Here is a 19,287-nt window from a genome sequence, read left to right as displayed (position 1 = left end):
GATAATATTGCTATTTAGATAGCGTTTTCTTTTGGATAAATGCATCTATTAGTGAAGACTCTTTTTCCAAAAGCGCTTTCTGTCTAAGTTCTTTTGTTTTCGGGTTTAGATAAATCCCACCATCTATAGTGATGGGTAAACTTCTCTGAGGTTTGGGTTCTTCAGTGGGTTTTGGCATCTGATAAGGATCGATATCTTGAAGTTCAAGACCAGCCACCAAAAGCTGAACTATAGAGCGGCGGAATTCGTATTCCGAACTTTTTGGCGAACGTGGATTAACCGCGATCGCTACATGATCTCGTCCTTTGAAAGTATCGCTGACAAAGCTAGTTAATACACTTTTAGGCCCAATTTCAATAAATACAGAACCTCCTTGCTCGTAAATTGCTTCTAGCCCTTGTCTGAAAGCAACTGGGTTTAGCAAGTGAGATGCCAGTATAGTTTTGATTTTTTCTGGTTTGTCAGGATAAGCTTCGGCAGTGACGTTGGAATAAACAGGAATAGAAGGCGATTGGAAGTTAGTTTTAGCAATTTCCTTGGCAACTGGTTCAGCAGCATATCTGACGAAATCAGTATGAAAGGCATTGGCAACAGCAACAAAAGCGGATTCAATCCCCTCACGTTGAAAGATATAATGTAGCGCTTGTATAGATTTAATCGAGCCTGCTAAAACTATCTGGGAACTTGAATTATAGTTGGTAATTTTAATATCACCAAAATCAGCCGTGATGCTTTTGATTTGCTCTTCATGGGCATGAACCGCCAACATCGAACCCGATTCCTGGCTCGGCGAGTTTTCAGAACCCATAGCACGTCCTCTAGCTATGGCAAGTTTATAAAAATCTTCATCACTAAGAGCTCCTGATGCCCAAAGAGCAGTAAGCTCACCAAAACTATGACCGATGGTAAAGTCAGGTTTAAACCCTGCTTTTTTAAGTATGTTGTAAATTCCTGCACTGATGGCAGCAATAGCCGGTTGTGCATATTCCGTTTTTGTTAGTTCATGTTTTCGTTTTTTTCGGGTAGTTTCATCAAAAGCAGCCGATGGATAAATAATATCAGATAAAACTCTCTGCTCATATTTATATAAAAGTTGATTCACCCGTGATAAAGAACTACGCATTTCAGGATAGTTGTTGGCGATATCTGCCAACATATTCACGTATTGTGAACCCTGGCCTGGGAATAAAGCTACAATCTTTCCTTTCAAGTTAATGCCCTGAGTGCGATAGTAGATCCCCTTGGGATGCTGCCAGGAGTTTTTGGCGTTATAACGCAATTTAAATATCGCTTCCTGGAGGTATTCTATTGTTTGTTCCAAAGACTCACTGACAAAACCAATTCTTGCCCAGTTACGCTGAATATTTTTGTTTCTATAGTCGTTGAGATATTGATGATAACAATTCCTCCCTCCTTCTGCTTTAAATTTATGTAATAAATCCTCACATATATCGAACAAAGTATTGCGATCGGGTGCTTGGATGATTACAATATCAGGAACATTGTGCATTCTATATTTGCCATGATGTTCCTGCTGATATTCTTCCAACACCATGTGAAAATTAGTGCCTCCAAACCCAAAAGAGCTAATAGCTGCCCTACGTTTCGACCCATCAATAGGTTGAATCCAGGGTTTGGTTTCGGTATTTAAATAAAAACTGGTGTTCTCAATATCAAATTGTGGGTTTGGTCGATTAATATTAATTGTCGGCGGCAAAATTTTATGATGAAGCGCTAATGTAGTTTTGATCAAAGAAGCAGTACCAGCAGCGATGCGGGTATGTCCTATTTGTGACTTTATACTACCTAAAGCTACAGAAGATTTGGGAACTTTGTATTCACTAAATACTGAACTAATGCTTCTAAATTCGCAAAGGTCTCCAGCAATTGTTCCCGTTCCATGTGCTTCAACTAACTGAATCTGCTTGGGGTTTATTCCAGTTCGCTCATAAGTCCTCTTTAAAGCTTTTACTTGCCCTTCAAATCTTGGAGCATAAATACTTTTGGCACGACCGTCGCTAGAAGCACCCATGCCTCTAATAACACCATAGATTTTGTCTTTGTCTCTTTCTGCATCCTCTAAACGTTTCAGAACAACCATTCCTATCCCATCACCAATAACGATGCCGTCTGAGGCTTCATCAAAGGGACGCGAACGACCTTCCTGAGAAAGTGCAGGAGTCTTACTAAAACACAAGTAGGCTAAGATTGTGTTATCTACGTTGACTCCACCGGTTAATACTGCATCACAACTACCATCAGCTAGTTCTGCGATCGCCATCTTAAACGCAGCCAAGCTGCTAGCGCAAGCTGCATCAACACTAAAGTTTGTTCCTCCCAGATCGAAATGGCTAGTAATCCGACCGGACACCACATTACCTAATAAACCTGGGAAACTACTTTCTTGCCAACCTGCGTACAAATTTTTCAGTTTCTCCATGATGGCAGTAACTATTTCATCTGGCAAACAAAAATTTCTAATCACCTTTTCCCATGAGGGGAAATCACTTCTAGTGGCAAGTTTAAATCCGGTAACGCCAGTACCTCCAACCCCAAGAATAACTCCTGTTCTATCACGCTTTGCAGATGTGGACTCATCGCGGGTATAGCCAGCATCTGCTAAAGCCTGTTTAGCCACCAGCAGTGCCATCAGCTGTACTAAACTGATTGATTCCATCTGAAGCGGTGGGATGCCAAATTCCATAGCATCAAACTCTACTTGTGGAAGAAAAGCACCAGTTTTTCCATAGGTTTTATCTGGAGCTAAGGGGTCTGGATCGAAGTATTCATCCATCCTCCAGTACCCTTCATAATCTTTAGGGTCTTTATCAACAATTTCTCTAATGCAGTTTTTTCGTGATAAAACGTTATCCCAAAACTCTCCTACAGTTCTTGCTTCTGGAAAAAGACTGCCCATTCCAACGATAGCAACAGGAATAGGATGAAGCACACTTTTACTACCATTATTTGTTTCGAGGGAATTCACTATTATTACCTTGGTTGTTATTCCTGCAAGGGGATTGAAATCAGTAATTTCCATAATTCAAAGGGAAAATCAAAGCTTTGACATTCCAAAAGTTTAACCCTTGATTTTCCCCGTATACACTAGAGTGCGATCAACGCTCAGGTTCCCTGATCAACATAGAATATCGTTAAGAATAAGACTGAAGTACGCCACGCCTGCGGACATCCAGGGTCGCGCAATGGAAAGAACCTAAGAAAGGATAGTAATCATCAAATGTGCATGGAATTGGTTTAAAACCCCAGTCCTTCAATGCTCTGATCATGGACTCTTGGGATTTTTCAACGATGACTCGCTCTTCGTCTAAACTGATGACATTCATGTTCACCCACTGGCTGATTACTTCCGTCCCATATAGTGTTCTGGGGACTGAGTTAGGTTGAGGTGCAATCAGAACATCCCATGATTTAAAGAAGGCAGGAAGCTTTGTCGGATCTATGTTTTTTGGATTGATCATCACCTTCCCTGGTGCAAGGGGGATGAGTGTGGTGTCAATATGCAGTGCCTGAGGCGAGAGGGAGTTTACAACGTGAATTCGGTATTCATCACCTAAGTGGCGCTGCAACCACTCGATACCCGCCATATTAGTGACATGACTCTTCTGCCCAACAATATCGCGTCCGCAGCGCACGAAATCTGCCGCATCGAAAGTCGGCTCAAATTCGGTGATTACAAAGCGTATTTCCTCACCGGGGCCAGGAACTTGATAATTAGAGTCATACAGTGGATCGATCAGCTGAGGTTTAGGAGCAGAAGTCCACTTAGCCCCTCCCTTAAAGTACTCCTTGAGTAGGGTGCGATAAGCCCACGTCTCGAAATAACGGGTGCGATCGGCCATTGGAGCCTCGATGATGTCATTTCCGATCACTATGAAGACATCGCGGGGATTAGCAGAACAGAAGCCGTTGAGTACCTTCCAACTGGGTGTGGAAAAAGACGCAGCATAGTCCACGCTCTCGGGACGACGTACTACAACCCCTTCTGATTCAAGAATATGCACGAATTCCTCAAGGTTCTTCTTAGCCGCAGCAATATGCCCTTTGGGATATGGAAATCGCTGCGTCTGCATAAGCTTGGTCAGCTCGTTCATTTTATCATCTTGGTCAGGAGGCAGCGCAGCCCGATAGATGGTGTGCCAGGCTGGAACCATTGCCCCATCAACAACACCAACAATAACTTCTTCAAGTAGATCCCATTCGTTGTAGGAACTTACGGGGCAAGTGTTTGCAGCTACAGTAAGTTGATTAGTTTGCATCGACTTTATTTTTGGTGAGTAATTTTTAAGGTCTGTTGTTCGACTATTTTGAAAACAAATCTGAAGCTACATTCTTTGAGACACTATGACTTCATCTGAATGCGATCGCACTCAACGAAGAGGTAGGAGGAAGGGGATAGGGAGGGAGGGAAATGACCCCAACCGATAGTTGTGAAGCAAAGCGGAACATGGGTCTGAATCTTCCACTTCTGTTAAGTGGTTCTCCTTCAGTTGGGGTCGAATCCCCATTCTTTTCTATCCCTCCTCCTTCTTTGTCTCTTATTCAATTCTTGATAGTTGCAAGAGGATATTGTCGCTCAGGAGGAGCTATAAAGTTCTGATTGATGCAGTATTCCAGGTATGTTGACATTAATTTAATGTCAATAGGAGGACATGAAATACCTGCTTTGAAAAGAAAGTCTTGTGCAATTGATGTATCAATTTTAACTGCCGTATAAAGCACGATAGCATTCGGAGGTAATTCTGAACCTATTAATAGATTTGTGAACAGCATTATGTTAGTAAAAGAAGAGCTATAAATTTTCCCTTCTCTTTCAACCAGATTATTCCTGAAGATGGTTACATATTCATCAAAAGAAATTATTTTTATTCTATAGCCGAAATCAACTAGCAAATTAACAAAATCATAATAGTATTTCACATTTGGATTAACAATATGAAATGTCTTACCGTAAGCATCGGGATTAGATGCCAGATAAAGAGAGGATTGTGCAGCATAATCTACTGGTGTTACGTAAAAATAATCCTTGGAAAAATAAAACAAGCCAGTTTCAACAATAGTTTTGATGATATTGTAGTATATTCCCTGAGTAGTTGTCCCTCTAATAGGATAACAACCAGTTTTACTATCACCGAAAACATCGCCAAGTCTGACAATTACAGATTTTAGTCCTCTTTTTTCAGCTTCATTAATTAGCTTTTCTGCTCGGATTTTGCTTAACTCATAGTTTTGATATTCAAAACTCTGTCCGATATCAAGATCGGTTTCTTTGAATACTAAACCTGACTGCAAAATTTTATTACCTACCACACTATAAGTAGATGCATATAGCAGTGGGATATTACCAGATAAACAGAAATCAACAACTTCCGCAGTACCTTGCAAATTTACTTTAGCTATCTTATCATATCCAGCCACCAAATTCACATTTGCAGCTAGGTGAAAAACTTGATCTATCTGCTGGACAAGTTGGTAGTAAGTTTCAGCTTTTAAACCAAATTTAGGTTGAGTAATATCTCCAATTACAGGAATAACTCTTGATTCAAATCGTGAAGATAAAATACTCTCAGGATCGTATATTGCCAGCATATTTTCAATTTTTATTCTGGCTTTATGTTGATCATCTGCTCTTACCAAGCAATATACGTTTGCTTTTGTAGAAGTAAGAATTTCATATAAAAGTCTTCCTCCTACTACCCCTGTTACACCTGTTATAAAAATATTTTCAAAATCTCCAAATTCCATCATGATGATTTAACTCAACTGTGTGGTTTCAATAGTACCGATATTTAGTCCACCATCTAAAGTGATTACTTCTCCATTCAGGTAATCAGTTTTACAAGTGGCGAGAAACATAACCAATTCAGCAACATCTTCAGCAGTTCCACAACGACCAACAGGAACTAAATTTAATAAAAATTGTTCAGCAGAAAAAGAATTTTGCTTTTCACTATGTTCTAGCATTTGGGTTTTACAAACTCCTGGTGCTATAGCATTAACACGCACACCGAAGGAACCTAATTCTCTTGCCCAAGACTTAGAAGCGGCAATCATACCTGCTTTAGAAGCAGCGTAAGCAGAACCAAAAGCTGCTCCCCAAGTTCCTGCAAGTGAGGCAATATTAATGATACGTCCGTATCTTTTTGCAATCATGAACTTAGAGAAGATGCTAGTAGAATAATAACAGCCAAGCAAGTTAATATCCATAATCTTCTTTACAGTATCAAAATGCTCCTTCAATAAAATAGGAGTACGTTCAAAAACGCCTGCATTGTTGACTAGAATCACAATAGAATCACCGAAAACCGTGGCAATTTGCTCTGCTGTTTTTTGGATGCTTTCAGGACTAGATACATCCATATAAAACAACCCTAGCTTCTCAGAAAAATCAACATATTTTGGTAACTCTTTAAGTTTTTCTTCAACAATATCTGTTGCTGCAACATAAAAGCCTTCAGCCAAAAGTCTTTGCACAATCTCACGTCCAAAGTCTCCGGCGGCTCCTGTTACAACTGCGATTTGTTGCTGTTCGGGCATTTGCATTTGAAGTTACTCCTAACTGGCAAAGCTCAGTATTTTGTCTATACTAAATTACTCCCAATCCTTACCAAATAAAATTACATCAAACATCCTCTTGGCTCAACAAATTTTGGAGGAAGTTTATCAGATAAATCAGAACTTAAAAAAGTCCACCAATTCTGTTGACTTCAGCCAAGGCTTCCCCTATCCTTTCTTTGAAAAAACTTACATCAGACTCATCCATCATGAGGTTACTATAGAGCCTAGAAATAGGCGAAAACTGAATGCCATAATCCTTAGAAACACGGGTAGCTAGAATATCCCGAATTCTAGTACTTTCTTCGTAATCTTTGGCATGGTTAATTACTTCTGACTGAGAATGAAAAAGTAACACACCGGGTACTCCTTGAACCACCATTGGCATACCTATACTTTTTGCTGCGTCTAAAAGAGCTTGACCGATCTGGGTCAAAATATTTTCCATTCTTTCGTAACATGAGGAATCGTTTTCTAATAACTCAAAAGTTGCCAGTACAGCAGCTAATCCAAGTGGATAGCCGTTGAATGTTCCGGCATGAATGACTTTCTGAGCTACGTACAGTTGCATAATTTCCTGCTTACCAACAATAGCTGACATCGGTAAAGCTCCTCCAGCCATTGCTTTTGCAAAAACAGTAATATCAGGTGTAACACCTACCAGAGATTGTGCGCCTCCTAAAGATACTCTAAAGCCAGTAATTACCTCATCAAATATGAGTATTACATGATAGCGATCGCAGAGTTCTCTGACCTTTTCCAAATACCCTGGTTGAGGTAATATACCGCCTCCATTAATACAGATAGGCTCCATGATGACAGTGCCAATCTCGTCGCCACGTTCTTGTAAGAGATTTTCTAGTGCTATAGCATCGTTCCAAGGTAGTAAAAAAGATTGATCTTGCAAAATATTGGGAGCACGACCATCAGTACCGAGAAAATCTTCTTCATACTCAACAGGGATAGGATGCTCAGGAGATTCTGGTCTACCTCCCATAATATTGTCCGCATTACCGTGATAATGCCCTTGGAATCGAACAAATTTTGGCTTACCGCTGTAGGCTCTAGCAAGCCTTATAGCATTTTGTACAGATTCAGTGCCACTCAGACCAAAACGTACCATTTCAGCACTGGGCACATGATGAATAATGCGTTCGCAAACAAGTCCTTCCAAATCGCATTGATCGACGGAAAGGACTTTTTTCATATACTGTATTAGCTTGGCATTATATTCCTCGTTACCATGTCCTACAATCAAAGCACCAAATTTACAAAAAAGGTCTAGATGCTCATTACCGTCCAAGTCCCACACTCTTGACCCTTTTCCTTTATTAAAGGGTATTACAGTATCTTTTCCGGCATAACGGAAGTTGTAGTGAACTCCACCTGGCAGATAGTTTTTTAGTTGTTTAGCTACTTGTTGAGATTCAGGAAATTTAAGTTTTGGCATTGTAAGAACTCCTAGTTAGGTTAAATAGTTAAAGTATTGAGGTCTATTGTTCGAGATCGGTTGTTGTCTTGGTTATAGTTGTTGTCGTCAATTGTTTATCAGACATATTCTTTTCCTCCAAAATCGTTTGTACATAATTGTTGGAGTTAGGCGTTCAACCGCCAGTCATGACAGCGTGACTTGAAAGCTTAGTAAAAAATAGAGTATAGTCTGCACTTTGTATAAGTATCCTCTCCTCTGATTCTTAATTGGTAGCAGTGAGATAAGTTTATCCACTAGGGAAAATCAGAGGCTTTTAGCTGAACCTTCTAATTCTTAATTGGTAGAAGTGAAATGAGTTTATTCAGTATCTTCTTATGCGTATGTCTGAGTTTAAGCATAATCTTTTAGTGGGCAAGCGATCGCTCTTGGATTAGGCGATCACTAACTCAGGTTCTAGCTGAGTAATAATGATAATCAAATGGGCAGATGGAAAACGAGCGTCCCTCTTCTCTTTTTTTCCACCCTCTACACGATAATCATTATTATTTAAAAAACTCGAAGATTAAAAGTGATGCATAAACTGAGATACTCATTTTTGAAGCATATCATGAGCTAAAATCTCATTTTTTAGTTCAAGTCACAACTATGGACGGCTCTAATGACGAATAGATTCAACTCATAACATCTATATTATAAGTTCCGTAATGTTTACCATAATTGACGCTTAGTCCATTGAGTAGACGAAGACGGAAGAGATACGCTGCTCCTCTCATTAGATGATAAGCAACATCAACAACATAACGGTTTTCTGATTTTTCCAAGTATGACCCCTTTGCCCATTCATTAAATGCACCCATTGCCGGACCGCACCATACCTGGTAATCCATTTTCCGTTCCTGTACCCCAGCGCTAGCCCAATGAGATGATTTTCCAAGATACCACCTAAAAATAAGAGCCATCTTCTTCTTTGGGTTGTCTATAGCTTTCTGAATCTGACTAGGATCGCGCTGCTGGAAGAACTGAACTGTTTCATCCCATACCGTATCCAAATCTTTTTGAAAAAGCTCCTTTTCAATTTTTTGTCTTTCTGCGGCTGGAATTTCATTGATAGAGTTATATTGCCTGTAAATTTCATACAGTTTTTGGGCTCGCATGGGATAAAAAGTTCCTTTTTTAAGGATTTGTACTTTTACGCCCATTTCAAACATATCTGCTGCAGGAGTCATGGCGATATCTGCAATATCTGCTTGGGCTAATGAGGCTTTGACGATTTCGGATGTACCGGATTCTAAGCAGGCTTGATTCACTGATCCAGTCACCACATAATCCGCTCCCATCATAAAAGCAGCAAACACAGCCTGGGGAGTGCTTATCCCACCTGCCGCCCCCACTCGAATATTCTTTTTATACTTATATTCCGCCTGAATCTGGTCTCTTATCTCTTGAATAAAAGGCAGTAGACAAATGAGTGGTCTATTATCTGTGTGCCCACCTGAATCTGCTTCTACAGTGATATCACTAGTCACAGGAACATTGCGAGCTAAAGCGGCTTGTTCTGTAGTAATTAGACTTTGAGATACCAAATTTTGCAGAATTTTCTCTGGGGCTGGCTTCATAAATAGTTCAGCAACTTCTCTCCTAGAAATTTTGGCAATGATATGATTTTTAGCTTTAATCTCACCACTGCTAGTTTGAGAGAGTCCAGCAGCATGATAGTAAACGAGGCTAGGTGTCAAGCTCATAAAAGCAGATGCTTCTACCGTTTTGACCCCGTATTTGAGATACAAGTCTACACATCCTCTTTCCAAGTTCGGTTCAGAGGGGCTGTGAATGAGATTGAAGGCATAAGGACTATTAGGAAGATTCGCTTGGAGCGTTCTGATGGCTTCTTCCACTCGCTTCAGAGGTAAACCAGCCGCGCCAAACGAACTTAAATATCCCTTTCTACTTAGCGACGTTACCAAATCAACTGAAGCAATACCATTAGCCATAGCCCCTGCTTGATAGGCATAATTTGTGCCGTGATCTTTTCTAAAGCCATCGCTACCAAGCCACTCAGGCTTAAATGCTGGTATTAAGCCTAAACAATCGTAATCTCCTGAAGGCGATATTTCTCCACCCTTAGCAAGGGCAACGCCAGAACCAATATATAATACATAAAATTCTGTGTCTAAATCGTGTAAACAACGCTCAATCTGCTTTGCATCGGTTGCAATCAAATAATCAGACCCTTTCCATCTTAAGGGTGTACCAATACTGTTTTCCTTGACAAAAAGACTATTATTGATCATAGTTAATATTCTGTTTGCTATCTGAAGAACAAACTACTTGGTGAAAACCTGTCCTTTTTTAAAATATTTGCCAATTTTAGGAAGATTAATATAGAGCAAACCTACATTAGGTTCGCGTCTTTTTACCAGAAGGCAAAAAACTGAGTCCATAAAATCCTGTGTAGTTTTTAATGGCGAGTTACTCAAATGTGTGCAAACTGTAACAATCTCTATAGGATATAGTTAGAGTAAAACCCAGGCGATAAATCACGCCAAGTGCAGCATTTGGAATGAATTGGGAGATAATTAAAATTGACCTTTTTATTGGGACAACAGATTATTGTGTTTTCTTTTAGTAACTAAACAGATGTTTAGCTACTAACACATCAACTTTCCGATTCCACTTGAGAAGTTGCGTAGGTTCCTATTGACCAATGGTAAGCCACTGACAAATATAAGTAAAATTAGCCAGGCTTTACTGCTGTATTAACTTTGTTAAATGTCAAAAGCTAGAACATTGATACAAAAATTACTTACTTGAGTAGTTACATCTCAAAGAGTATCTTAAAAACCTGTTTGTAACAATGCGTATTTCATAAGCTACAAATATTACATATAAGCTTTTGTTATTTTTCTGTTTTGTATAATCGAGATTAAAATAAAGAGTTAATTTAAGTAAAATTAAGTACAAATATAAATTTTCTTGCATAAAAGATATAAAATAAATAAGGTTTATATAAGACTAAATTTCTTTTATATATTAAGGATTACAGCCGAACGCCAAGATATGAACATGAGATTTTGGTACTTTATGAAGTATTAAATAGCAAAGATACTTTAAAAGTAAAAATTTTTACTAATACCTCAGTAAAAGTCATAAGAAAAATTCATAATAAACTTTTGTATTTTGTATATCAAAGTACAAAATACAAAAGTTTATTATGAGATAAAAGAGCAAAAATTAGTTGTAAACAGTTAGTTGGCACTATTATCAAGAAGATTGGTAGCTGGTAACAGCTATCAAAATAGTTAATAAATGCTGCTACTTGGATACCTAAGCCAGGAAGTCACCCTCCTGACTCGGCTACAAAACCGTGGATGAATTGTTAAATTCACACGGCTCCTCAGTAACTAGACTTACCCGTTATTTACGATTTACGCGGCTTTTCTGAGGTTTTTCTATAATTTGACTTGCAATATTGACAAAATCTCTCTAAGACCTCAAACCGAGATGGAAAAACTCTCGGTATGGATTAGAAATTTTGTCTTTTCATTTGAGTCGGGCAAGTTACGAAGTGTTTTAGAAGCTGCAAGATTTTTACGACGAAGGAGTGAAGCATGGCAGGTTAATCCCTTCAAAGTCAGAGAAATTTCATCTTTGACCTGTGCAAGATAGTTAGCGATCGCACTTTGCCTGTCCAGTTAAGCAAATTCATATCTAGCAAGCTTTTTGGACTTTTATATCCGTCGAACTTACGTTGCTTTATAGCCTCCTTGTCACCCCTTCAGCTAAAAAACATTGCTTAAAAGAAAGCAAACTAGGCAATGTTTGAAAGACATAAATACATGGCTGAATTACAAAACTTTACATCGTGATAAATTTTGCGCGTATCTTGTTTTTACCCCTACTACGCCTCAGTGATAGACAGCACACCATTTTGTACCACACTGACAATTAACCGTTTACCTGTAAGTGTATTTAAATCAGAGTAATTTTCAAAAATCCAGCGGTTAAGCGGACGCTCAATCAGAGTTTCCAGCAATGTTTTAATTCGCCGTCCACCAAATAGTAAATTGTCACCCTCCTGCATATATACATTCATGACTTCTAATACTACTGGTTGAAATAGCACTTGCAACTGATATTTATCCCAAGCAGATTCAGCCAATTGTCTCAGAAACTTCTGCCCAATTTGCCAAACAAAATCAGGACGTAGTAAATCAAACACGACGATACTATCGCCCAAACGGTTCAGGAGTTCAGCCCGACCAATGCGGCTAGTAAAGTGCCAATGAACTTCGGCACGAAAATGGGCTTCAACTTGAGCATAACTGAAGGAACTAACACCTTGGTGTTGTACTTGTGTCATAATGCCATTACGAATAATCGCTCCGGTTTGCTGATCTGTCAAATCAGAAGCACCAATATTACTAGTAAAAATAATTACTGTTTGATTAAAATAAACTGTTTGTCCTTTGCCATCTGTAAGGCGACCATCCTCTAAAATTTGGAGAAATTTATCTAATACTTTGGGATGAGCTTTTTCAATTTCATCAAACAGTAAAATGCTGTAAGGACGCTCTAAAATTCGGTTTGTTAGTTGTCCGCCCTCTTCATAACCGATGAAACCAGGTGGCGCACCTGTTAACTTTTCAGCTGCGTGTTCTTCTTTGTACTCGCTCATATCAAAGCGGGCAAATGCTTGCTCATCTCCAAAAATTAGCCGTGTGAGTGATTTGGCTAACTCAGTTTTACCTACACCCGTAGGGCCAACAAAAAAGAAAATTCCTTTTGGCTTGCTATTACGACCGCTAACATTATTCAAGCTGATGCCCACTTTCGCGCTAGTTAGGAGATTGGTAACAGCTTCTACAGCACGGGGTTGACCGATGACAAATTTGCACAGTTCCTCTCTGGCGTAGGCAATTTTATCAGCACTGATTTGCTCAAATGGTTCATCCCGTTGCCCAAATTTATAGAAGTCTACTAGGCGCAACACGCTTTTGGGACTCAGGGGAATACGTTCTCGCCAGGATGTGTGACGGATAGCTTCTAAATCCATCGTCTGATAGTCTTCGGTTAAGGCGGCAAATTCCTCTGCGGCAAGTTCTAGGTCTGAAGATTGTTGGAGACTAGGGCGTTGGGCACTTAATAGATGTCCACCATAAAATCCTTGTTGTCCAAAGCGGAGGATAAACTGCTGGCGTTCTTCTTTGTTAGGACGGGTGACTTGGACTAAAGCTAGAAAAGGATTGCTGGTATAAAACCAAGGCGGCACTCGTTGCAGGTCGCTGGCGAGGAGAATGAGAGTGTTGCGATAGCCTGTGAGATTACCTTCAGCAATTACAGACGCTTCCAATGTGGATTTTTTCAGCAACATCAAAAGATGACGTTCATCGGCAGAGTAGCGTTCTGGATCGGCAGTTAGCATATCTCCGACATCGATGATCGCTACTACTGAGGTTTTTGGTTGGGAAAGGACTGCTCGCAACTGACTAAAAGCAACCTCCGGCGATTGATAAGAGCTAGCGAACCGTTGTACCACTGTTCCAGGGTTAGCACGAGATGGTGCTTGCATGGGATCTGCGATCGCCTCCGGCGGGGCATTGCCCACCGTACTAGGTGTAGAAGACTGTCCCAGGCGTTCGAGTTGTTGTTCTGCTAATCGTTGCCGCGCCAACTCTTCAAATATAGAGCGCATCTCTGGCTGAGGAAAAGTCAAACCATCTATCGGATCGTAACGAACAATCAGGTCAAATCCTAGTTTGCTGTGGAAGTAGCTATCAAGGAAGCTTGCCATGTTCTGATAATTACCTTGCCAGAGGAATTGATCGTGAATATTGCTGTAGAGAATCAGGTGTTGGCGACGATACAGATGTTTTTCAAAATCTTGAATCCAACGGGCAGAAACTGAGAACATAAGTAGGTCGGCGTAAATAATTATCGTTGGAATAAGGCACTTCTTGCTGGGAGCAGGGGAGATAAATATAACTCTTAACTCTTGTACAGACGCGATTAATCGCGTCTCTTTGCTACAAAATGCCAGGAAGCACGTTACAACGTTTGGATGTTACTCTGGAACTAACCAGAAGACAAATTATTTTAGCCTTCTGTAACATTTGGGTTCCAGCTTTAGGACAGAACAATGACACAAGCCAAATCCCAAACTCTTGCAGTTAATATTCCATCTACACTAACATTGACACTCACCCATGAACAGTTTATTGAATTGGCACTAGCTAATAGAGATTTACAATTAGAACGAACTGCTACGGGAGAGTTAATTGTTATGCCACCGACGGGTAGTGATACAGGCAAGAGAAACTTTGACATTGCCGGACAACTCTGGTTGTGGAACCGCCAGACTAAATTAGGTGTAGCTTTTGACTCATCTACAGGTTTTTATCTACCTAATGGTAGCGATCGCTCTCCCGATGCAGTATGGATACGTCAAGATAGATGGGATGCCCTCAGCACAGAACAGCAAGAAACTTTTGCCCCAATTTGTCCTGATTTTGTATTAGAATTACGTTCTAAAAATGACTCTATCGAAAAGTTACGCGCCAAAATGAGGGAATACATAGATAATGGCGTCCGTTTAGGTTGGTTAATTGACCGAAAAAATAAACAAGTAGAAATTTATCGCCCAAATCAGGATGTAGAAATACTAAATCATCCTGCAAATTTATCAGGGGAAGATGTTTTACTAGAGTTTGTGTTGGATTTAACCGAAGTGTGGAATTAAACCAATTCGCAATTCGCAATGACGCTCGCGGACTCGCTAACGCTGCGCTAACGCAATTCGCAATTACACAAAACTTACCGATTATAGAACCGGGGGACTTAAACCCACCAAATTTGTTAATTCCCAAAAGTGAGCGTTACGGAGGAGAAAATGGTTGTTACACTGCAACTGTGTCAAATCGACGTTCAACCAGGACAGTGCTTGACATTGCGAGAAATCACTTGGGCAGAATTTGAGGCAATTTTAGACGAACTTGGAGAACATCGCGCTGCAAGAGTTGCTTACTATCAAGGGGTGTTAGAGATTCGGATGCCGACACCAGAACATGAAGTTGACAAAGAACTCATCGGTGACATGGTTAAAATTTTACTTGATGAGTTAGAACTTGACTGGGAACCTTACGGCTCGACAACATTTAAGCGAGCAGAAATGGCAGCAGGTATAGAACCGGATACTTGTTTTTATATCCAAAATGCTCGCAAAATGATCGGCAAGCGACGGATAAATCTGTCAGTCGATCCACCACCGGATTTAGCAATTGAAATTGATGTTATCTCAAAAACCCAGCTTTCAGGTTATGTAGCCTTGGGTGTACCTGAACTGTGGTGTTACGGAGATGGCAAGTTGCAAGTCTTTGTCTTAAATCAAGGAGAGTATATTCAGGTTGAAACTAGCCTTATATTTGAAAACCTGCCTGTAATTGAGAGAATATTAGAGTTTTTGCAATTGAGCCTAACACAAGGATCTAGTACAGCCAGACGAGCATTTCGGCTGTGGGTGCGTGAAGCATTAGCGCAGTAAGGGCTTTGAACTTTTAAATTCAATAAATTCTTTGTTAATCCCCTATTCCCCAGATGCAACCACACGGAACCCAATACTGGAATAGCGGAAACTGGCATCATAACAAAAACGATAAACACAGCGACAATCATCTGCCAAGCTATACCAAGAACCGCCCCGCACTACACGTTTAGTTGGGTGTCCATCTTTCATCCAAGCATTACGATCGCTAGGTGCGCCATTATAGTTTTCATGCCAATTATCTTCGCACCACTCCCAGACTAACCCGTGCATATCTTGTAAACCCCAAGCGTTGGGCTTTTTCTGCCCTACTTGTTGGGTTTTCTGTCGGGAATTCCATGTATACCATGCGTAATCTCGCAACGGTTGTTTGCTGTTTCCAAAACTGTAAAGTGTTTGTGTACCAGCACGACAGGCATATTCCCATTCTGCTTCGGTGGGTAGACGATAAGATTTGCCTGTAAGTTGGGAAAGGCGATCGCAAAATTCCTGTGCTTGCCACCAAGATATACTTTCCACTGGACGCAGCAGACTACTGAAATGAGAAGGGTTTGTCTGCATTACTACCTGCCATTGCTCCTGGGTTATTGGAGTTCTGCTCATATACAAAGCAGGTATGCTAACGCGATGCTGGGGCATTTCTGGGCGTAACCACTTGATGACTTCTGAGCGTTTAAACCAAGTTTCTAGTTTTAAAACCTGCTCGATGTCTTCGGTTGCAGTTCCCATGAAAAAACTGCCGGTAGGAATCGCAATCATATCTAGCATAGAGGCTCCAGGCAGGCGCTCTTGATAGTTGGAGCGTCGGTTGGGTTCGATAATGGCTTTTTTCTGCTCTTTAGTTTGTGGAATCAACTGCTGATATGGCTCTTTTGCTTGCATCTGAATATTTGCCACCGGAATCGTAGCGCATCCAGTAGCTCCGGCTTCTGTAGAAATAACTTTACGAAAGCTAGGAGAAAGAGGTAATAAAACTGTGACTCTGCCTAAATCTGCAATCGGGTCAAGCGCTGCTAGCACTTGGGTTGCTGTCCAACGTTGCGTATAATCTTTGACCAAGCATCCCTCAACAATTGTCGCAAAGGGAGGGGATAATTCTGGCAATTCTGGCTCTTGGTGCGTGACTCGCTGCATCAACTCTTGGGAAGTTTTGCCTGCAAAGGGATGTATCCCCGTAAGCATTTCAGCGATTATTACCCCTAGCGACCACAAGTCCCATGCTAGGGAAATTTTACCTTTGTAGGATTCTGGAGGTGCATAGGCGATCGTTCCTACCTGACTAGTAGGAGAAGTATCAGTATCATTGCAGCTTTCTAAAAGTCGGGAAATACCGAAGTCTGTTAACTTCCATTGCCCGTTTACTTGCATAATGTTGGCAGGTTTTACGTCTCGATGCACAATACCTTTATCATGAAGATATTGCAGCGCACTCGCCAAGTTTTTAACTATTACTTTAACTTCCGCGATCGCTAAACTGCCCTGTTGTAACCGCTTTGCTAACGAATCTTGGGCTAGTTCCATCACTAAACCAAGACATTCAATTCCTTTGAGCCATCCTTGTTCGGGGCTGAACCCCTCTAAAAGTGCGTGATGTTTAAGGGAAATAGCAGTCTGTAACTCGGTGATTTGCCGCTCTTGCATTTCACCCTCATTAGAGAATACTTTGATGGCAACTTCCCGAATGACGCGATCGGCTATAACTTCATCTGCTAAAAATACTGCCCCAAATGCTCCCGCACCTAAGAGCTTTTTCAGGCGATACTTAGGGGTAAACCATTCATCTTCAAACATTCGCCAGAATTGATTGGGATGCATGGTTTACTACCTTTTACTTTGCCCTACATCAGTTGCTATGTTACTGTCATTTTCAGTATTAGGGGTTGTTCCCCACACATAATTTTTTATAGCTGCTACATAGGCTACACGCTGCTGTCGCTGTTCGAGCCAGACTTCGTTAAGTTGCGATCGCGTCTCTAGTAAAAAGGTAGCAACGTGCTGTCGGCGTTCTAGCACTTCTTGTTGACGTTGCGATCGCGCAGCATACCATTGTTCTCTGAGAGACATAATCTCAACTCCTGACTAACTTCTGGTTACTACTTAAAATCTTAATTTGACATCCTCCCCGCTCTAAAGAGACGGGGATTCCAAGAATCACTTCTTGGGTTTCCTCTTTCTACGACTCGACTTACTTGGAGGCATGTCTCCACCCAAGCAGAGGTCGATGTCTCCAGAGGCGATTGACGTTCCCGTGTGCCCCACGGTACGGAGTGCTATCTCAAGTATGTTTCGTGCAGCATTATGGTCACGGTCTTGAATATGTCCACAATGAAGGCAAACATGAGTTCTGGTGCTGAGAGATTTTTTCACCACTTCACCACAATTAGAGCAATTTTGGCTAGTTCCATGAGGGGGTACAGCAACAGTGGCCACCCCAAAAACTTTGCCAAAATATTCAACCCATTGCCTAAACTGCGTCCATGCTGCTTCATGTATCGATTTAGCAAGGTGTTTGTTCCTTACCATGTTCCGCACCTTCAAATCTTCATAGGCTACCAAGTCGCTAGACTGGACTACGCACCTCGCCAACTTCACGGCGAAGTCTTTACGTTGTCTACTTACTTTGAGGTGAAGACGAGCCAGTTTATTTCTAAACTTGACTCTATTTTTAGAACCAATTTTTGTCTTAGAAAGACGGCGTTGCAACCGCTTCAAAGATTTTTCACTTTTACGGAGATGCCGCGGATTTTCAACTTGATTGCCGTCGCTATCAGTCAAAAAGTAGTTGAGTCCAACATCAAGCCCAATAGTTTTACTCGTCGGTTCTCGCTTTTCAATGCGCTCTTGGTCGATACAGAACTGGCAATAATAGCCATCGGCACGACGTACAACCCGCACTCTCTTGAACTGTTTCAACTGGTAGAAATGCAGGTCACGAGTTCCCCAGAGTTTGAAAGTTCCCGCTTTGAAGCCATCGCTAAAACTGATATGGCGACGGTCGTTACTAAGCTTCCACCCACTGGTCTTGTACTCTAGAGAACCGTGAGTCTGTTCTTTCTTAAAGCGTGGATAACCCTTTCTCCCTGGTTTGTTCTTTTTGCAATTATCAAAGAACCTAGCGATTGCACTCCACGCCCTCTCAGCAGAAGCTTGTCGAGCCATAGAGTTAAGCTTGCTCACCCAAGGAAAATTTTCATCAGCAGCGAGTACAGCGCAATAAGCACTCAACTCGTATCTGCCAATATCCCGGTTGTCCATCCAATATCTGAGGCAAGCATTCCGAACAAAACGAGCAGTTCTAATCGCCTCATTGAGCGATTGATACTGCTCGTTTGTCCCTTGAAGTTTTGCCTCAAATACTCGCATTTTTACGTCAGCTACACTAACGTAATTATATCACGGATGAATGAATTCATCCTGTTCGCTTATATCCCCCAATTAGAAATGCGGGGGCTTTACGCATCACGACTCGTAAATTTAAAAATTTACATCTTGCACACCTGCAATTATGCGATCGCATCCCTAATGTCGGGTGCGTTGTCGCAAAGTCAAACGCACCACAATCTCAACAACTTGTCAATCAAGTTTGCGACTCGTAAATTAAGTTTCTGGTTCGTAAATCAAGTTTGCGACTCGTAAATTAAGTTTCTGGTTCGTAAATCAAGTTTGCGACTCGTAAATCAAGTTTCTGGCTCGTAAATCAAGTTTCTGGTTCGTAAATCAAGTTTCTGGTTCGTAAATCAAGTTT

Annotated in this window: 12 protein-coding genes; 2 read left to right on the top strand and 10 right to left on the bottom strand. The window is 40.9% G+C overall.

Annotation, left to right across the window (positions count from 1 at the left end; all coding sequences use genetic code 11):
* Positions 1-10: 10 nt before the first annotated feature.
* The 7 genes from RMY63_RS19135 to RMY63_RS19105 all read right to left on the bottom strand — a co-directional run bounded on the left by RMY63_RS19135 (position 11) and on the right by RMY63_RS19105 (position 13,916).
* Entirely contained in the window at positions 11-2,986 is a 2,976-nt protein-coding gene (locus RMY63_RS19135) for a beta-ketoacyl synthase N-terminal-like domain-containing protein (protein ID WP_322730215.1), read from the bottom strand.
* Positions 2,987-3,152: 166 nt separating this feature from the next.
* On the bottom strand, positions 3,153-4,277 hold the full coding sequence (locus RMY63_RS19130; RefSeq protein ID WP_322730214.1) for an amidinotransferase: 1,125 nt from the start codon (positions 4,275-4,277) through the stop codon (positions 3,153-3,155).
* A gap of 283 nt (positions 4,278-4,560) precedes the next feature.
* Positions 4,561-5,766: an SDR family oxidoreductase gene (locus RMY63_RS19125; RefSeq protein WP_322730213.1), complete on the bottom strand. Its 1,206-nt coding sequence runs from the start codon at positions 5,764-5,766 to the stop codon at positions 4,561-4,563.
* A gap of 6 nt (positions 5,767-5,772) precedes the next feature.
* Positions 5,773-6,561 carry an SDR family NAD(P)-dependent oxidoreductase gene (locus tag RMY63_RS19120; protein ID WP_322730212.1) on the bottom strand — a complete coding sequence of 263 codons (789 nt, stop codon included), beginning with the start codon at positions 6,559-6,561 and terminating at the stop codon, positions 5,773-5,775.
* A 136-nt stretch (positions 6,562-6,697) separates the two neighbouring features.
* Entirely contained in the window at positions 6,698-8,023 is a 1,326-nt protein-coding gene (locus tag RMY63_RS19115; protein WP_322730211.1) for an aspartate aminotransferase family protein, read from the bottom strand.
* A gap of 653 nt (positions 8,024-8,676) precedes the next feature.
* Positions 8,677-10,296 (bottom strand): PfaD family polyunsaturated fatty acid/polyketide biosynthesis protein, encoded by a 1,620-nt coding sequence (locus RMY63_RS19110; protein ID WP_322730210.1) that lies wholly within the window; start codon positions 10,294-10,296, stop codon positions 8,677-8,679.
* A gap of 1,607 nt (positions 10,297-11,903) precedes the next feature.
* Complete coding sequence (locus RMY63_RS19105) at positions 11,904-13,916, bottom strand: AAA family ATPase (RefSeq protein WP_322730209.1); 2,013 nt, start codon at positions 13,914-13,916, stop codon at positions 11,904-11,906.
* Between the two features lie 225 nt (positions 13,917-14,141).
* Here RMY63_RS19105 and RMY63_RS19100 point away from each other — a divergent pair, with 225 nt between their 5' ends.
* Together RMY63_RS19100 and RMY63_RS19095 are read left to right on the top strand one after the other, a co-directional pair.
* On the top strand, positions 14,142-14,741 hold the full coding sequence (locus RMY63_RS19100) for a Uma2 family endonuclease (protein WP_322730208.1): 600 nt from the start codon (positions 14,142-14,144) through the stop codon (positions 14,739-14,741).
* A gap of 150 nt (positions 14,742-14,891) precedes the next feature.
* Positions 14,892-15,542 carry a Uma2 family endonuclease gene (locus RMY63_RS19095; RefSeq protein WP_322730207.1) on the top strand — a complete coding sequence of 217 codons (651 nt, stop codon included), beginning with the start codon at positions 14,892-14,894 and terminating at the stop codon, positions 15,540-15,542.
* Between the two features lie 42 nt (positions 15,543-15,584).
* Here the strand turns inward: RMY63_RS19095 and RMY63_RS19090 are convergent, their stop codons facing one another.
* The 3 genes from RMY63_RS19090 to RMY63_RS19080 all read right to left on the bottom strand — a co-directional run bounded on the left by RMY63_RS19090 (position 15,585) and on the right by RMY63_RS19080 (position 18,905).
* Positions 15,585-17,357 carry a bifunctional serine/threonine-protein kinase/formylglycine-generating enzyme family protein gene (locus RMY63_RS19090; RefSeq protein WP_322730206.1) on the bottom strand — a complete coding sequence of 591 codons (1,773 nt, stop codon included), beginning with the start codon at positions 17,355-17,357 and terminating at the stop codon, positions 15,585-15,587.
* A gap of 6 nt (positions 17,358-17,363) precedes the next feature.
* Positions 17,364-17,606, bottom strand: coding sequence for a hypothetical protein (locus RMY63_RS19085; protein WP_322730205.1), 243 nt, complete (start codon positions 17,604-17,606; stop codon positions 17,364-17,366).
* Positions 17,607-17,693: 87 nt separating this feature from the next.
* The gene (locus RMY63_RS19080) at positions 17,694-18,905 is read right to left on the bottom strand and encodes a transposase (protein ID WP_322730204.1); all 1,212 of its coding nucleotides are present in this window, start codon (positions 18,903-18,905) and stop codon (positions 17,694-17,696) included.
* Positions 18,906-19,287: the final 382 nt, after the last annotated feature.

Source organism: Nostoc sp. ChiQUE01b (genome assembly GCF_034531255.1).
Classification (GTDB): domain Bacteria; phylum Cyanobacteriota; class Cyanobacteriia; order Cyanobacteriales; family Nostocaceae; genus Nostoc.
The sequence above is the reverse complement of the archived record's forward strand: the minus strand, read 5'-3'. Positions and strand labels throughout refer to the sequence as shown.